The following is a 15698-nucleotide window of genomic DNA, read 5'->3' on the forward strand; positions in this document are numbered from 1 at the left end:
GGGGGAAAAACTGATGATCGCGCGTGTTACAACTGTTGCTTTTCGCGGTCTAGAAGCGGTACCTGTTGATGTACAGGTTATGATTTCCTCTGGTAAAATAGGGATGGCTATAGTTGGATTGCCAGATAAAGCAATCGCAGAAAGTCGTGAACGCGTGCAAGCAGCTCTCCGTGCTTGCGGGCTTTCTATGCCTAACAAACGGGTTACCATTAATCTTGCACCAGCTGATTTACCTAAAGAGGGATCACATTATGATTTGCCAATTGCCGTAGGCTTAATGCTTGCTATGGAGATTCTTCCTCCTGATGTAGCGCAAGATTACATCATTTTAGGAGAATTATCGCTGGATGGGTCAATTACAGCCGTCAATGGTGTTTTACCAGCTGCAATGACAGCTTTATCACTTGATAAAGGGCTTATTTGTCCTCACCCATGCGGACCTGAAGCAGCATGGGCAAATGCAGAAATGAACATTCTCGCACCTGAGACTCTTCTCACCATGGTCAATCATTTTAAAGGAACCCAAATACAAAAACGCCCACAACCACGCCAATATACAATTCAAACTGAGCTTCCAGATCTTTGCGAAATTAAAGGACAAAAAACTGCCAAACGTGCGTTAGAAGTTTGCGCAGCTGGACGACATAACCTTTTGTTTGTAGGTCCCCCTGGTGCAGGAAAGTCTATGTTAGCTCAACGCTTACCTTCCATTTTACCACCGCTTGACAGCCGTGAGCTCTTAGATGTTTCTTTGATCGCTTCTATTACAGGAGAAACAGTCCATAATACCATTTCTCTCCACTGCCCCTTTCGTGCCCCACATCATTCTGCTTCCATGGCAGCAATGATTGGTGGTGGCCTTAAAGCACGACCAGGAGAAGTCTCACTTGCACATAATGGCGTTTTATTTCTTGACGAGTTACCTGAATTTTCCCCACAGGTTCTTGATTCTCTTCGTCAACCTTTAGAGAGCGGAGAATGTGTTATCGCCCGTGCTAACCATCATATCAGCTACCCTGCCCGTATCCAACTCATTGCTGCAATGAACCCTTGTCGATGTGGTATGGCAGGTGAAAAAGGACATGTTTGTGCTAAAGGAATACGCTGTCAAATCGATTATCAGTCTCGTATTTCTGGTCCCCTGCTTGACCGAATTGATTTACGCATTGATGTTCCTGCTTTAACAGCCATGGATCTTATGCAACCAGAACAATCAGAAAAAAGCAGCGCTGTTGCAAAACGTGTCGCACGGTGTCGTGCTATTCAAACTAAACGTTTTACTAAACTAGGGCTTGACCATATTCGTACCAACGGCGATTGTCCTGCTAAAATCATTGAACAAATTGCTATTCCTGATCAAAAGGCGGCTATACTGTTACGGGATGTGAGTGAAAAGATGCACCTTTCTGCACGTGCCTATCATCGTATTCTCAAAGTTGCACGCACTATTGCTGATCTTGAAGAATCAGACCATCTTTCACGCCATCATCTCGCAGAAGCTATTTCCTATCGCCTAGGCACTGAAAGATTAAAAACTCTGGCCTAAATAAAATATGCAATATATTGATTATAAAGAGAATTTATCGTTTTACATGCTGAATAAGAGTCCAAAATACGGTAAGATTCTCTCATTTCAAACCTGTTTATGTTGAATCAAATGAAACCATTCTCTTACACATCACAAATGGGGTTGGCAGGTGGATAAACATCGCTTTAAAAAGGAGTAAATATACCTCTTATGAACCATCTCAATGCAAGAGAAGCGATGAAAGTTGACAAATATTATGATGCTACCGGTTTGTACTTTCATAAGCATCAAGATGATGGTCTCTAATGAATTTTATGTTATACTCTTCACAAACGTCGTCATGAAATGAACTTGAAAACAATGAAAAATGTTTCTTTAAAGCATTCGTCAGTAAAAACTAATTGGGAAATAACGTAGATAAAGCTCTGCAAGTTTGCCATCATCTTCTAGTGATTTCAGAGCATAATTGAGCACACCAACCAATTTTGCATTCTTTTTTGCAACGGCAATTCGCATTCCTTCACCCAATAACTGTGGAGCCATATAAGCACCCCCAGTAAAATGGCAGCAATCAACAGATTTTGGATTATTGAGCCATAAAGATAAACTAAATCCATCATCGAAAATAAGATCAATTTTATGATCCTGTAGCGCTTTATAGAGCTCTGTTCTATTCTTAAATCCTTGCCCTTTGGCTTCAGGAAAATAACTATGAAACAGTTTTTCATGAGCACTCTTTAGCAAAAATCCACTGTTTAAATGTGCAAGTTTATCGCTTATTGGTTCATCGAGCTTCACAGATTGAGAGGCAACAAATCGAGCAGGAAAGCGCAGATAAGTTTTTGTAAAAACAAGATCTTGATGCGTTTTAAGTGTTTCTTTTAAACCAGCGATGATCACTTCTGCTCCACCACCTTTAACATGGTCTACGAGTTCTTCCCAAGGAACAACTTCCACTTCACAGAATTTCTCTAGGTTTAATTTTGCACAAATAGCACGCAACAAATCAATATTATAGCCTGCAAGGCGTCCTGTTTTGTCAAGAAAGTTAAAAGGAGGAAAATCAAAAGTTGTTACAAAACGCAAACGGGTTATACCCGTTGTATCAGGTGGTAGTAAATGCTCATGCGAATCAAAAAAAGAAGGTAACCTCCCAACTGTTTCAGCCTTTGCGAAGGATGGAAAGAGGACTTCCCATATTATAAAGAGGACTCTCACAAGAGCATTTACCAGATCTATAGGTTTATTTATTTTCAAAATCTTCCCCTCCCCCTGATTTTTCAGGGTTAAAATACAACTTACCTCGTCACAATATTATTTAAGGCACTTAACTGAAACATCTGATACTTTTAATAAATTAAAATGGCTGGTGTTTTTTTAAACTGTCAAAAACTGAAAAGTTTTTACATGTGTTTCAGAATATAGCGGCACAGAATTTTGGTACCAACCTTCTCAAATCAAATAAACGCACAAAAGAAAGCAATTCTGGAGAAAAGCGCTTTTTAGCACAAATGTAAAACAAAGGATCTCTGTGCCATCGTCAGTCTTATTTTTTCTTAAATATCTTAGCTGTATTAAGAAAATCTCTTATATCTTTCTTCTGAACAAACACAAAATTTCACTTTTAAGAAAATACATTCTGTTTTTGTTGCTCGCACAAGCCATAAAACCGTACATACTTTGAGCATCATTACACAACTTCATCACCACCTTCTACGTGATAACAAAAATGATGCAAAATGAATGATATATTTTTATCAAGTCAATTATTATATATCAGATAAAAAGAATATTCATAGGTGTTGGTTTCATTAGCTTGCAATGTACTCTTATTGATCATGCTAAGGAAGTAATAAATATCTCACTTCTCGCGTGAGGGAAAAATCCAAATAACTATTGTTTCTTCTCAAGAATTAACAATCCATAGAGATTGCCTTCATCAGATTGCAGACGTTATTCTCCATCTAAAACGCAATGTAAAGTACAATATCATTTGCGTATGCAAAAATCATTCTCTTTATTATGTACTGACAGATGTTGAATATAGATCTGATATACGGTAAATGTTTAATGTGGTTATTCCATAAATAACTGGCCAAAACATTAAGCTCAGAAAAAGCTGATGAAATATTGCAAACTGAATACAGAAATGGATTAACTTATGAGTGATGAAATAACCTCACCAGTGTGTGGTGATGACTATGATGCCGCTTCCATCAAAGTTCTTAAAGGTCTTGATGCTGTACGCAAACGTCCTGGCATGTATATCGGTGACACCGATGATGGTTCAGGTTTGCACCATATGGTCTACGAGGTTGTAGACAATGCTATTGATGAAGCTTTAGCCGGCCATGCTACTCTTGTGAATGTCACACTTCATGCTGATGGATCTTGCTCTGTTCGTGATAATGGACGTGGAATTCCAACAGATATTCATCCAACAGAAGGTATTTCAGCAGCTGAAGTTATCATGACACAGCTTCATGCAGGCGGAAAATTTGATCAAAACTCTTATAAAGTTTCAGGTGGGTTACACGGCGTTGGTGTCTCTGTTGTTAATGCATTATCGGTTTGGCTAAAACTGCAAATCAAACGCAATGGTAAAATCCATCAGATATCATTCACCCACGGGGTTGCTGATGCCCCGCTAAAAATTGTTGGTGATTGCGATGCAGAAAGTGGAACAGAAATCAGATTTTTACCAAGCTCTGAAACTTTTACCATGGTTGAATTTGATTTTGAAACTTTGGAGCGCCGCTTACGGGAACTCGCTTTTTTAAATTCGGGCATATATATTCTTCTTGTTGACGAACGTCATGCTGACATTAAATCTGTCGAATTGCACTATGAGGGCGGATTAGTTGAATTTGTCAAATATATTGACCAATCAAAAAAAGCGCTGCTGGACAATCCTATTTATATTACAAGTGAAAAAGATGGGATGAGCGTTGATGTTGCCCTATGGTGGAATGATTCTTATCATGAAAAAGTATTGTGTTTTACCAATAATATCCCTCAGCGTGATGGGGGAACTCACTTAATAGGTTTCCGTAGCGCTTTAACACGGCAAATCAATGGTTATGCTGAATCTTCAGGCATTGCAAAAAAGGAAAAAGTTAACCTGACTGGTGATGATTGCCGTGAAGGGCTAACTGCTATTCTTTCAGTCAAAGTTCCTGATCCCAAATTTTCTTCACAAACAAAGGATAAATTGGTTTCTTCTGAGGTGCGCCCTATTGTTGAAAATTTGGTGAATGAGGGTCTTTCGGTATGGTTGGAAGAGCATCCTAATGAAGCGAAGTTGCTTATTAGTAAAGTAGTAGAAGCCGCGACAGCACGTGAAGCCGCACGTAAAGCACGTGAACTCACAAGACGAAAAGGAGCCCTCGATATCACTTCTTTACCCGGAAAGCTTGCCGATTGCCAAGAACGTGATCCAGCAAAATCCGAAATTTTCATCGTAGAGGGAGATTCAGCTGGTGGTTCCGCAAAAAGTGGACGTTCACGTCAAAATCAAGCGATTTTGCCCCTACGCGGTAAAATTCTTAATGTCGAACGGGCACGCTTTGACCGTATGCTTTCATCGGATATGATTGGAACGCTTATCACCGCACTTGGAACTTCCATTGGGAAGGACGAATTTTCACCAGACAAATTGCGTTATCACAAAATCATTATTATGACCGATGCGGATGTTGATGGTGCACATATCCGCACTCTGCTCCTTACTTTCTTTTTTAGACAAATGCCCGAATTGATTGAGCGTGGACATCTTTATATTGCTCAACCGCCTCTCTACAAAGTAGCACGTGGGAAATCTTTTCAGTATATCAAAAATGAAGCAGCATTCGAAAAATTTCTCATTGATACTGGACTAGAAGAAACAAAATTAGAACTATCAACAGGAGAAATTCGTGTAGGTGCTGATTTGCGCCAACTCGCCGAAGACGCTCGTGTGTTACGCCAACTTTTAAATAGTCTTCATACACGTTATGACCGCAACATTGTTGAGCAAGCAGCAATTGTTGGAGCATTCAATCTTGAAGCCTTTGCAACACCAGAAAAAGCTCAAAAAACAGCCGATAACGTAGCGCGTCGTCTTGACCTAATCGCTGATGATATGGAACGTGGTTGGAGTGGTCAGTATACACCGGAGGGAAGCTTATGTTTTGAACGCATTTTACGCGGGGTTAAAGATATCATTACCCTCGATGCAGGGCTTATAAATTCAGCTGACGCACGTCAAATTGATCGCGTTTCCCAAAATTTCATAGAAATATATAATCCCCCCCCTCTCCTGCATCGCAAGGATAAATCAGAGCGCATTTTGGGACCTATGAGCCTTTTAGAAAGCATTTTTACAAATGGTAAAAAAGGCATAACGCTACAGCGTTATAAAGGTCTTGGAGAAATGAATGCTGAACAGCTTTGGGAAACAACCCTTAACCCTGATGCGCGCGCACTTTTACAAGTTAAAATCAATGACGCAACCGATGCCGATTCACTCTTTTCCCGTTTAATGGGTGATGAAGTCGAACCGCGCCGAGCTTTTATTCAAGATAATGCCCTAAGCGTTGCTAATCTTGATATCTAAAAGCACTCTTTTGTTTCTGGCTTTATAAATGTCGCGTTTTTATACGTTTTTTTTCGTATTTGAATATTTCCTCTATGCTTCATTTACGAGAAAAGAAAAAAAGGAAGGTCACGCACATGACAGCTGAAACAGAACGTGTAGGAATTAAAGGAGGCATGGAGCATTCTTTTGGCTTTACAAGAATTGATGAAGCGCAAAAACAATCCATGGTTGATGGTGTGTTTCATTCTGTTGCCGAAAACTATGACAAGATGAATGATATCTTGTCGCTTGGGCTGCACCGTGCATGGAAAAATTCTATGGTTGCATGGCTCTCTCCACCAGCACGTTCCAATTGGAAAGTTCTTGATGTAGCTGGTGGTACCGGTGATATCGCTTTTCGCATTCTTAATGCTTCACGCCGACAAGCTCATGCCACAGTCCTTGATATTAATGGCTCAATGCTCAACGTCGGCAAAAAGCGCGCACAAAAAAATGGTCTTGCCCCTCTAATTGATTTCGTTGAAGCCAATGCAGAACATCTCCCCTTTGAAGATCAAAGCTTTGATGCTTATACAATTGCCTTTGGAATCCGCAATGTACCGCATATTGATCAAGCTCTCAGGGAAGCTTTTCGCGTTTTAAAACCCGGTGGGCGTTTCTTAAGTTTGGAGTTTTCCAATGTCGAGATGCCTCTGCTTAATAAAATTTATGACCTTTGGTCTTTCCATGCTATCCCTAAGCTTGGTCAACTCATTGCAAATGATGGTGATGCTTATCGTTATTTGGTGGAATCCATCCGTAAATTTCCTAAGCAAGATGATTTTGCTCATATGATCAATCATGCAGGTTTTTCGCGGGTATCATACCGTAATCTCACGGGTGCGATAGCAGCGCTCCATTCAGGTTGGAAAATTTAAAAATGGTGCAAATTTCCACATACTTTCAATTAATGCGTGCAGGATGGGTTTTAACGCGTGAAGGTGTTTTGAGTGCTCTGCCTCATGATGATCTTCGAGGATTTCCTGCATTCTTTCACCGTCTAGCAAGGATATTAGCGCGACGCAAAACGAAAAAGAAGCGGAGATCTGAGAATATTTCATCTGCTATTAATAAACTTGGCCCTTCTTACATAAAACTTGGTCAATTTCTTGCCACTAGGCCCGATATTGTTGGACGTGATATTGCAGAGGATCTGGCACAACTACAAGATCGTGTTCAAACATTTTCCTCTACTGCTGCTATTGCCCAAATTGAAAATTCTCTTGGTCGGTCTATCAATGATTTATTTATAAACTTTTACTCATCCATTGCTGCTGCCTCTATTGCTCAAGTTCATCCAGCTGAATACTACGATGAGGAAGGCCATAAAAAAAAATGCGCTGTTAAAGTTATTCGCCCTAATATCAGAACGCGTTTTGCTAAAGATCTTAGAGGCTTTTATCTCATTGCCCATTTCCACGAACGTTACATTCCTGCTTCTCGGCGGCTGCGTCCTGTTTGTGTCGTCGATACTTTAGCACAAACCACACGTATTGAAATGGATTTAAGGTTAGAGGCAGCTGCCATATCAGAAATGGCTGAAAATATTCAACATGATGTAGGTTTTCGGGTACCCCAAGTTGATTGGGAACGAACAGGACGCAATGTTCTCACAATGGAATGGATCGATGGCATACGAATATCTGACATTTGTGCACTCAAAGAAGCTGGTTTTGATTTAAAAGCCTTAGCAATCACGCTTATCCAATCCTTTCTTCGCCATACATTGCGTGACGGTTTCTTTCATGCCGATATGCATCCTGGTAATTTATTTGTGGACTCAAAAGGATGTATTGTTGCTGTCGATTTAGGAATTACAGGGCGGCTTGGCAAAAAAGAAAAGCATTTCCTTGCTGAAATCCTTTACGGTTTTATTACCCGTGATTACCATCGGGTCGCACGTGCCCATTTTGAGGCGGGATATGTGCCTTCGCATCATAACATTGAGAGCTTTGCTCAAGCCAATCGCGCTATTGGTGAACCGATTCATGGACAATCAGCACAAAGTATTTCTATGGCTAAGTTGCTCACACTGCTGTTTGAAGTCACCGAATTGTTTGATATGCAAACGCGGCCTGAACTCTTATTATTACAAAAAACTATGGTTGTCGTGGAAGGTGTTGCCCGCACATTGGACCCAGACTTTAACATGTGGAAAGCCTCTGAACCTGTTGTTAAAGAATGGATTGGCAAAAATTTAGGACCCGTGGGAATTGCGAAGGACTTTGGTGAAGGAGCACAAGCACTCCTTTCACTGGCGCGGAAAACACCGCAATTGATACAAAATTTTCAACGTATGGAAGAAGACTTAAACCAAATGATAAAAACAGGTTTTCATCTTTCTCCCTCTACCCTCAAACAACTTGCTATCGAACAAAGCCGCACTAACCGTTATGGCCGTTATAGCCTCTTTATTATTGCATTTTGTTGCGTTTGTCTCACTTTTTACTTTTTTCATCTTTTTTAATTTGTTCAATATGCTAAAACATATTAATGATGAAATCATTGCAATCACTTTATTTCTTGGATATGTTTTATGGCAAGTCTTACCATTCGTAATCTTTCATCTGAAGCTAAAGAAGCTTTGCGCATACGTGCCGCGCAAAATGGCATTTCCATGGAAGAAGAAGCCCGCCGCCTCTTAAGCAACTGCGCTATTCCAGCCATATCACAGTCTCAAGCAAGTGCCATTGAAGTGCAATCATTGCAATCAAAATCACTCCTTCTTATTATTGGTGGTAGTATTGCAGCCTATAAAGCGCTTGATCTGATTCGCCGTTTGCAAGAACGGGGAGCACACTTAAATATTATTATGACAAAAGCAGCGCAAAAATTTATTACCCCTTTAGCAGCTGAAGCTCTGAGTAACAGTACTGTGTATAGTGATTTATTTTCACGCGAAGAAGAACATGATATTGGTCATATCCGGTTGGCACGTGATGCTGACTTGATTATTTTAGCGCCAGCCACAGCCAATCGTATTGCAAAAATAGCTAACGGCATAGGAGATGATTTGGCCAATTGTGTACTTTTAGCAGCACGTTGTCCTCTCTTGATTGCACCAGCGATGAATCCAGCCATGTGGGCACATCCAGCAACTGTTCGCAATATCACGCAGCTGCGTGCAGATGGCGTTCATATAGTTGGACCAGAAATCGGCAAAATGGCTGAGCGTGATGAAGCTGGCTGTGGACGCATGAGCGAACCCTTAACCATTGTGGCTACAGTAGAAACTCTTTTGCGTATACATGTACAAGAGAAACCACTTTCTGGTAGACATTTTATTGTTACTTCTGGTCCGACCCATGAACCAATCGATCCAGTGCGTTATCTTGCGAACCGTTCTTCGGGTAAACAGGGCCACGCCATTGCAATAGCTTTAGCCAATTTGGGTGCAAGAGTGACGCTTATTTGTGGACCCGTTGATCTTGCCGATCCGCAAGAGATAAAAACTATTCATGTTGAAACAGCGTGTCAGATGTTACAAGCTGTTCAAGCGGCCTTACCTGCCGATGGAGCCATTTTTGTTGCCGCCGTTTGCGACTGGCGTAGCCAAACACAATCTGTACACAAAATTAAAAAGAGTGCTCATAAAACACCACCATCCTTACAAATGGTTGAAAATCCTGATATTTTGGCAACTGTCGGCCATGCTTCAAACCGCCCTCCACTCGTAATTGGCTTTGCTGCTGAAACTTCTGACATCATTGCCAATGCGCAAAAAAAATGTATTGAAAAAGGAGCGGATTTTATTCTTGCTAATAACATTTCTCTTCCTGATGGTACAAATGTTATGGGTGCTGATACGAATCAGATTTGTCTTGTTAGCAAAGAAAGCATTGAACAATGGCCACAGATGACTAAACAACAAATAGCTGAAAAATTGGCAAACATTGTTGTATCATTTTTTTAACCAACTGCTTTTCCTAAATAAAATTCTTCAGGCAATTTTACACAAAAAACATAATATAAAACTGAAAGATAAATTTATTACGTGAAATTATATAAAAATAGCGACATTCATAAACAAGTAGTTAAATAACATGGCTTGTATGTATAGAATTTAAAAATGATGCGCTTTCTTCTAAAAATAGATTATACATATAGCTCTAAAGAAAACTCGTAAATTTTACCTCATTTACAAAACAATATAGATTTTTTAGTTAATCCAAATTATTTAATTTATAAAACAAAAAATATATATCCTATATTTTTGAATTTATCTCTTGTTTTCTAGCTTTCTTCCCTTAGTCTATTATTTATGATTTTTACTGCTGCGTACCGCGCTCTACAACGCCTCTTAACTCCCCAGTATCGCATCATGATATTGAAAGCATTGGGACTTACTTTTGTTTTGCTCTTCATCATATGGTTATTTATACGTCAACTTTTTATGACTTATTTTGGACTTTGGATTGCTCATTTCCTTCCCAATTTATCAGATTGGGCAGGATTACTAGAATTAAGCATACTTATCATTTTTAATTTAGGATTAGCTTTACTTATGGCTTTTTTAATTGCTCCAATCACAGCTATGATTGGAAGCTTTTTCATTGATTCTGCTGCTGAAATTATTGAAAAAGAAGATTACCCGAACGAACCTATTGGGCACGCACTGTCATTTGGGCGTTCAGTTATTCTTTCTTTAAAATTTTTTATTTTAAGCCTTTTCGGTAATATACTCGCTTTTATTTTATTTTTTGTGCCAGGTATCAATTTGATTGCCTTTTATGTTATTAATGGCTACTTATTCGGCCGTGAATATTTTGTATTTGCCGCTTATCGCTTTAGATCTGAACAAGAAGCTCGTGCTTTTCTATATATGCATTCCCTTACAGTGTTCGGAGCAGGAGTGTTGATAGCGTTTTTTGTTTCGATTCCTATTCTTAATCTAGCAACACCACTTTTTGCAGCCGCACTTATGACACATTTACATAAAATGCTTTCCCAAAAGGTATCACATCCAAATAATGGCACTCCTTCACATAAAATTAACAAAGTGCGTGAATAACAAACAAGTATAAAATACTTTTGGTCCTTTAAAAATCTCTTTAATTCCTAAATCATCAGGGAAAATTCTTGAAAAAATCTTGCTCCAGTGCTGGCGTTTCGCTAACATAATGTTATTGCATCCATTGTTTTTATGGACGATCTGACCTTATTGATGTTTATAATTATAAGGTTTTTTGTTTCATGTTCGCACCACTGGTGTAGATGATTTGGTGAATACTGGTTTGCCATCAGAAACAAATAAGGAGTTTGACAACAAGCAATGGAATTTAATATCAAAGCAAAAGAGCAAACAATGGAAGCGATTAAAACTGCTAACAGACTTGTTATAAGCAAATACTCTTATTTAGGTTACCACTGTAACATTGGAAAAATAAAAAATAATGGGGTTAAAGCTATACGCACATAGATAAAAGTATTAAAGAGGTTTGCTTATTAACCGGCAAAGCGAGTCTGTCCATTCAGTCCTATATTCCCTCGAATCGTGCAAAAAGTGTATAATGTTTAAAGAGAGGCTACAAAGATGAACTGGATTACAAATTATGTTCGTCCTAAAATCAATTCCATACTGGGACGCCGTGAAATTCCAGACAATTTGTGGATTAAAGATCCCACCACTGGTGAAATGGTCTTCCATAAAGATTTGGAAGTTAATCAATATGTAATCCCTACTTCTGGCTATCATATGCGCATCAGCGCCAAAAATCGTCTCATGCATTTTTTTGATGATGGTGTTTATACGCTTCTTGAAAATCCAAAAGTTGTAACTGATCCTTTAAAATTTCGTGATGAAAAGCGTTACATTGACCGGTTAAAAGATTATCGTTCCAAACTTGGTGTCGATGACAATATTTTAAGTGCACGAGGCACTATCGAAGGTTTACCAATTATAGCCACCGTTCAAGACTTCGCTTTTATGGGTGGATCACTCGGTATGGCCTCGGGAGAAGCTATCATTAAAGCTTTTCATACTGCCATTGCTGACAAATGCCCTTTAGTTCTTTTTGCCGCTTCTGGCGGAGCACGCATGCAAGAAGGAACACTCTCATTGATGCAGATGCCTCGTACAACCGTAGCAATTGAAATGCTGAAAGAAGCAAAACTTCCCTATATTGTCGTTCTAACCAATCCTACTACCGGTGGTGTTACTGCTTCTTACGCTATGCTTGGCGATGTTCATATTGCCGAACCTGGTGCTATGATTGGTTTTGCGGGACCACGCGTGATTCAACAAACCATACGTGAAACCTTACCTGAAGGTTTTCAAAGCAGTGAATATCTGCTCGAACATGGCATGGTTGATATGGTTGTATCGCGTTTAGAAATGAAAGCTACCATTGCACGACTTTTACGCTTGATGATGAAATATCCAGCAGCTGTTGGTCCTTCCAATCCATCCTCAACCGGTTCTCAGGCATTGCTTTCTAAAAAATAAGCTGCTTAAACTCATGAAAAAAAACCAAGTGCAAAGGATAGTAGATGATTTACTGAAAAACTATCCGAAAAAATTTGACCTTTCTTTAGAACGTATTTTCCGCCTTTTAGAGCGTCTTGATAATCCCCATTTAAAGCTTGCGCCTGTTATTCACATTGCTGGAACAAATGGCAAAGGATCTGCTTCTGCTATTTGTCGCGCACTTTTGGAAAGCGCAGGCTATCGTGTTCATGTCTATAGTTCACCTCATTTGGTAAACTGGAATGAGCGCTGTCGACTAGGTCAAAGAGGAGGAGGCCAACTTGTCACAGAGAACCAATTAGCTGAAACAATTCACGAAATCATAAAAATAAATCGTCAAGAGCTGATTACTGTTTTTGAAATTTTTACAGTAGCTGCCTTTATGTTGTTTAGCACACATCCTGCTGATGTGGTGATTCTAGAAGTTGGATTAGGAGGACGGTTTGATGCTACAAATGTAATTAAAAAACCAGTTGTATCCCTTATTATGCCCATTGACTACGATCATGAGACCTTTCTTGGAAACACAATTACACAAATCGCTTTTCAAAAAGGTGGAATTATCAAACCAGCAGTTCCTGTAGTTATTGGTAAGCAAGAACATGATGAAGCCCTTCCTGTTTTAACGTCTATTGCTGATAAAAATAAAGCACCTTACTCCCTGTTTGATCAAGATTATCAAAGCTATACAGAATATGGACGTATGGTATTTCAAAACTGTCAAGGTCTTATGGATCTTCCACTTCCCAACCTTATTGGTGCTCATCAAATTACCAATGCTGGAGCTTCTCTTGAAGCAATTCATCAAGCAGGTTTTCAACTTTCAGAACAAACAATAAGCCACGCTCTGCAAAATATTTACTGGCCGGCACGGATGCAACATCTCACTCACGGACATTTAGTTGATCAACTGTCCCCTAATATTGATTTATGGCTAGATGGTGGACACAACCCTGCTGCTGGAAAAGTTATTGCGGCAGAACTTACTGGGTGGAAAAAAAAATCAAACTGCCCTATTATTATGATTGTTGGTATGCTCAATACCAAAGATGCTGTTGGTTACTTTCGTTCTCTCACAAACCTCGTAGATAAAGTCTATACGATCCCGTTGATTGACAATAGTGCAGGTGTTTGTCCAACAATTTTAGCTGAATCAGCCAAAAAAGTAGGACTCCTTGCTAGCCCGCAAGCTCATCTACAAGATGCTTTCCATAAAATTAACGCAGAGTATAGAGAAGCTATCGTCCTTATTAGTGGTTCCCTTTACCTTGCTGGCGATATTTTACGTGACAATAAAACACCGCCATGTTAGGAATTGGTTATTCATAAGGCTTTAGAAGATAGAACATTTTGTCATGCAACTTGATTGTGCACTTTATCAACATCCTAAACTTATTACTGTTTTCGGCGGCTCTGGCTTTGTAGGGCGGCATGTTGTTGAATCTCTAACTAAGCGAGGTTATCGCGTTCGCATCGCTGTTCGCTGTCCAGAAAAAGCCTATTATATGCTACAAATAGGAGAAGTGGGACAAACCCAAATGCTCAAAACTGATGTCAAGCATCGTGCCTCGGTTGAACGCGCTTTGCTTGGTGCAGATGGTGCAGTGTTTCTCCCTGGTAGCTTAACACAAGCAAATCAATCGAGCTTTCAAAAAACACAAATTGATGGTGCAGAAAATGTTTCTGAATTAACAGCTGAAGCGGGTATTTCACTCATTTATATGTCAGCACTTGTAGCTAACCAAAACGCTTCTTTTCTTTATGCACGTGTCAAATCTATGAGTGAGAAAATTGTTCATAACAAACATCCTCAAGCAATTATTATGCGCCCATCGGTTATCTTTGGGCCAGAGGATTGTTTCTTTAATACCTTAGCAAATCTATCGTGTTTTTTGCCTATTATGCCCCTTTTTGGAGGTGGACAAAGTAAATTGCAACCTGTCTATGTTGGTGACATCGCTGAATTTGTTATACGTGCTTTAGAAGGACAGGTTATCTCTGGAAAAAGCTATGATCTTGGCGGTCCACAAATTATTACATTTCAAAATGCCCTTGAAAATATATTGAAAATCATTCACCGCAAAAAAATAATCCTCTCCATGCCTCTTTCTGCAGGGCTGTTGATCGGCGGTCTTTTGGGAACCATCGGTAAATTGCCTCTCGTGCCAACAGTGACAACAGCCGATCAAATACGCTTCCTGCAAGTGAATAACATTGTTTCTCAAGAAGCTATAGAAAATGGATACACTTTAGAAGGAGTAGGTATTACCCCTAGAGCAATGGCTGCACTCTTACCAAGTTATCTATGGCGATTTCGTCCACAAGGTCAATTTTCCAAAAATTTACCAGCCTAGCACATATTCTCCAAAGAATTAGTCAAGATATTGATTTATAGTGGTTATTTGTTTTTCCTGATGTCAAGAAATTAGAATACCAAATAGAGTTATATTTTCTCATTTCAAACTCCTGCATTTAGAATCATAAAAAACCGTTTATTTGCACATCACAAAAAGAGGCGGCATTTGGATACAATCGTTTGAGAAAGGACTGAATATACTTTTTATGAATTGTCTTAATGCAAAATAGGTATAACATTCCAAGCAGAGAAAGATAATTATGGATTCTGGTTTGTACCTTCATAGGTGTAAAGATGGTTGTGTGCAATAATCTTGCTTTCATGCTATTTATGGGCAGCACTACAAAATGCGATAAAGAACAAAGTGAGGTATTTCTTTAATACGTACGTGAATGAGCAGCACAATAGTATGCTGTTCTTCGTGAGCGCATATTTTTTGCGACTGAATTAATTTTACTTTATAAAAGAAAAGAGTAAATGTATTGATGAAATATATGTCTTGCTCTTTTTTCAGAATGTAGAATTTTATAATAAATTCTCTTTGTCATTTCACTTTTTTCACAGTTCAAAAAATAACAAACGTCGATAAGCTTTGTTCACACACTAGAGTTTTTTACGAGTCCTCCTTATATTCTGTCAGTAACATCATTATTCACTCTACAAATACATGTTTGTTGCACAAATTTATAGAGACTTGAAAAGGATTTTTTTCACAGAAAGAAGTCTTCCTATT

General features: G+C 39.2%; 11 protein-coding genes. 10 read left to right on the top strand and 1 reads right to left on the bottom strand.

The features are described from left to right. Nucleotides 1-13: 13 nt before the first annotated feature. Nucleotides 14-1546 (top strand): YifB family Mg chelatase-like AAA ATPase, encoded by a 1533-nt coding sequence (locus QHG54_RS05795; RefSeq protein ID WP_406604006.1) that lies wholly within the window; start codon nucleotides 14-16, stop codon nucleotides 1544-1546. A gap of 369 nt (nucleotides 1547-1915) precedes the next feature. Here the strand turns inward: QHG54_RS05795 and QHG54_RS05800 are convergent, their stop codons facing one another. Then, on the bottom strand, nucleotides 1916-2785 hold the full coding sequence (locus QHG54_RS05800; protein WP_406604007.1) for a transporter substrate-binding domain-containing protein: 870 nt from the start codon (nucleotides 2783-2785) through the stop codon (nucleotides 1916-1918). A 904-nt stretch (nucleotides 2786-3689) separates the two neighbouring features. Between QHG54_RS05800 and gyrB the strand changes: the two genes are divergently transcribed. From gyrB to QHG54_RS05845, 9 genes are all read left to right on the top strand, one after another. Further along, nucleotides 3690-6122 carry a DNA topoisomerase (ATP-hydrolyzing) subunit B gene (gene gyrB / locus QHG54_RS05805; RefSeq protein ID WP_317992525.1) on the top strand — a complete coding sequence of 811 codons (2433 nt, stop codon included), beginning with the start codon at nucleotides 3690-3692 and terminating at the stop codon, nucleotides 6120-6122. Nucleotides 6123-6238: 116 nt separating this feature from the next. Then, complete coding sequence (gene ubiE, locus QHG54_RS05810) at nucleotides 6239-7021, top strand: bifunctional demethylmenaquinone methyltransferase/2-methoxy-6-polyprenyl-1,4-benzoquinol methylase UbiE (protein WP_317992524.1); 783 nt, start codon at nucleotides 6239-6241, stop codon at nucleotides 7019-7021. Nucleotides 7022-7023: 2 nt separating this feature from the next. Then, nucleotides 7024-8610, top strand: a complete 1587-nt coding sequence (gene ubiB / locus QHG54_RS05815) for a 2-polyprenylphenol 6-hydroxylase (protein ID WP_317992523.1) — start codon at nucleotides 7024-7026, stop codon at nucleotides 8608-8610. 69 nt (nucleotides 8611-8679) lie between these two features. Next, entirely contained in the window at nucleotides 8680-10056 is a 1377-nt protein-coding gene (gene coaBC, locus QHG54_RS05820) for a bifunctional phosphopantothenoylcysteine decarboxylase/phosphopantothenate--cysteine ligase CoaBC (protein ID WP_317992522.1), read from the top strand. A 348-nt stretch (nucleotides 10057-10404) separates the two neighbouring features. After that, nucleotides 10405-11154, top strand: coding sequence for a sulfate transporter family protein (locus tag QHG54_RS05825; RefSeq protein ID WP_317992521.1), 750 nt, complete (start codon nucleotides 10405-10407; stop codon nucleotides 11152-11154). A gap of 261 nt (nucleotides 11155-11415) precedes the next feature. After that, nucleotides 11416-11562 carry a hypothetical protein gene (locus QHG54_RS05830; RefSeq protein ID WP_406604008.1) on the top strand — a complete coding sequence of 49 codons (147 nt, stop codon included), beginning with the start codon at nucleotides 11416-11418 and terminating at the stop codon, nucleotides 11560-11562. A gap of 114 nt (nucleotides 11563-11676) precedes the next feature. Next, on the top strand, nucleotides 11677-12588 hold the full coding sequence (accD, locus tag QHG54_RS05835; protein WP_406604009.1) for an acetyl-CoA carboxylase, carboxyltransferase subunit beta: 912 nt from the start codon (nucleotides 11677-11679) through the stop codon (nucleotides 12586-12588). Between the two features lie 13 nt (nucleotides 12589-12601). Continuing rightward, on the top strand, nucleotides 12602-13921 hold the full coding sequence (locus QHG54_RS05840; RefSeq protein ID WP_317992519.1) for a folylpolyglutamate synthase/dihydrofolate synthase family protein: 1320 nt from the start codon (nucleotides 12602-12604) through the stop codon (nucleotides 13919-13921). Between the two features lie 43 nt (nucleotides 13922-13964). After that, nucleotides 13965-14963, top strand: coding sequence for a complex I NDUFA9 subunit family protein (locus tag QHG54_RS05845; RefSeq protein WP_317992518.1), 999 nt, complete (start codon nucleotides 13965-13967; stop codon nucleotides 14961-14963). Nucleotides 14964-15698 lie beyond the last annotated feature (735 nt).

The sequence above is a fragment of the Bartonella gliris genome (assembly GCF_045277155.1).
Taxonomy (GTDB): Bacteria; Pseudomonadota; Alphaproteobacteria; order Rhizobiales; family Rhizobiaceae; genus Bartonella; species Bartonella gliris.

Bases quoted from the DNA above. Each gene is read 5' to 3' on its own strand.
- coaBC (WP_317992522.1), top strand. From the start codon at position 8,680: ATGGCAAGTCTTACCATTCGTAATCTTTCATCTGAAGCTAAAGAAGCT.
- ubiB (WP_317992523.1), top strand. From the start codon at position 7,024: ATGGTGCAAATTTCCACATACTTTCAATTAATGCGTGCAGGATGGGTT.
- ubiE (WP_317992524.1), top strand. From the start codon at position 6,239: ATGACAGCTGAAACAGAACGTGTAGGAATTAAAGGAGGCATGGAGCAT.
- QHG54_RS05825 (WP_317992521.1), top strand. From the start codon at position 10,405: ATGATTTTTACTGCTGCGTACCGCGCTCTACAACGCCTCTTAACTCCC.
- QHG54_RS05845 (WP_317992518.1), top strand. From the start codon at position 13,965: ATGCAACTTGATTGTGCACTTTATCAACATCCTAAACTTATTACTGTT.
- QHG54_RS05840 (WP_317992519.1), top strand. From the start codon at position 12,602: ATGAAAAAAAACCAAGTGCAAAGGATAGTAGATGATTTACTGAAAAAC.
- gyrB (WP_317992525.1), top strand. From the start codon at position 3,690: ATGAGTGATGAAATAACCTCACCAGTGTGTGGTGATGACTATGATGCC.
- accD (WP_406604009.1), top strand. From the start codon at position 11,677: ATGAACTGGATTACAAATTATGTTCGTCCTAAAATCAATTCCATACTG.
- QHG54_RS05795 (WP_406604006.1), top strand. From the start codon at position 14: ATGATCGCGCGTGTTACAACTGTTGCTTTTCGCGGTCTAGAAGCGGTA.
- QHG54_RS05830 (WP_406604008.1), top strand. From the start codon at position 11,416: ATGGAATTTAATATCAAAGCAAAAGAGCAAACAATGGAAGCGATTAAA.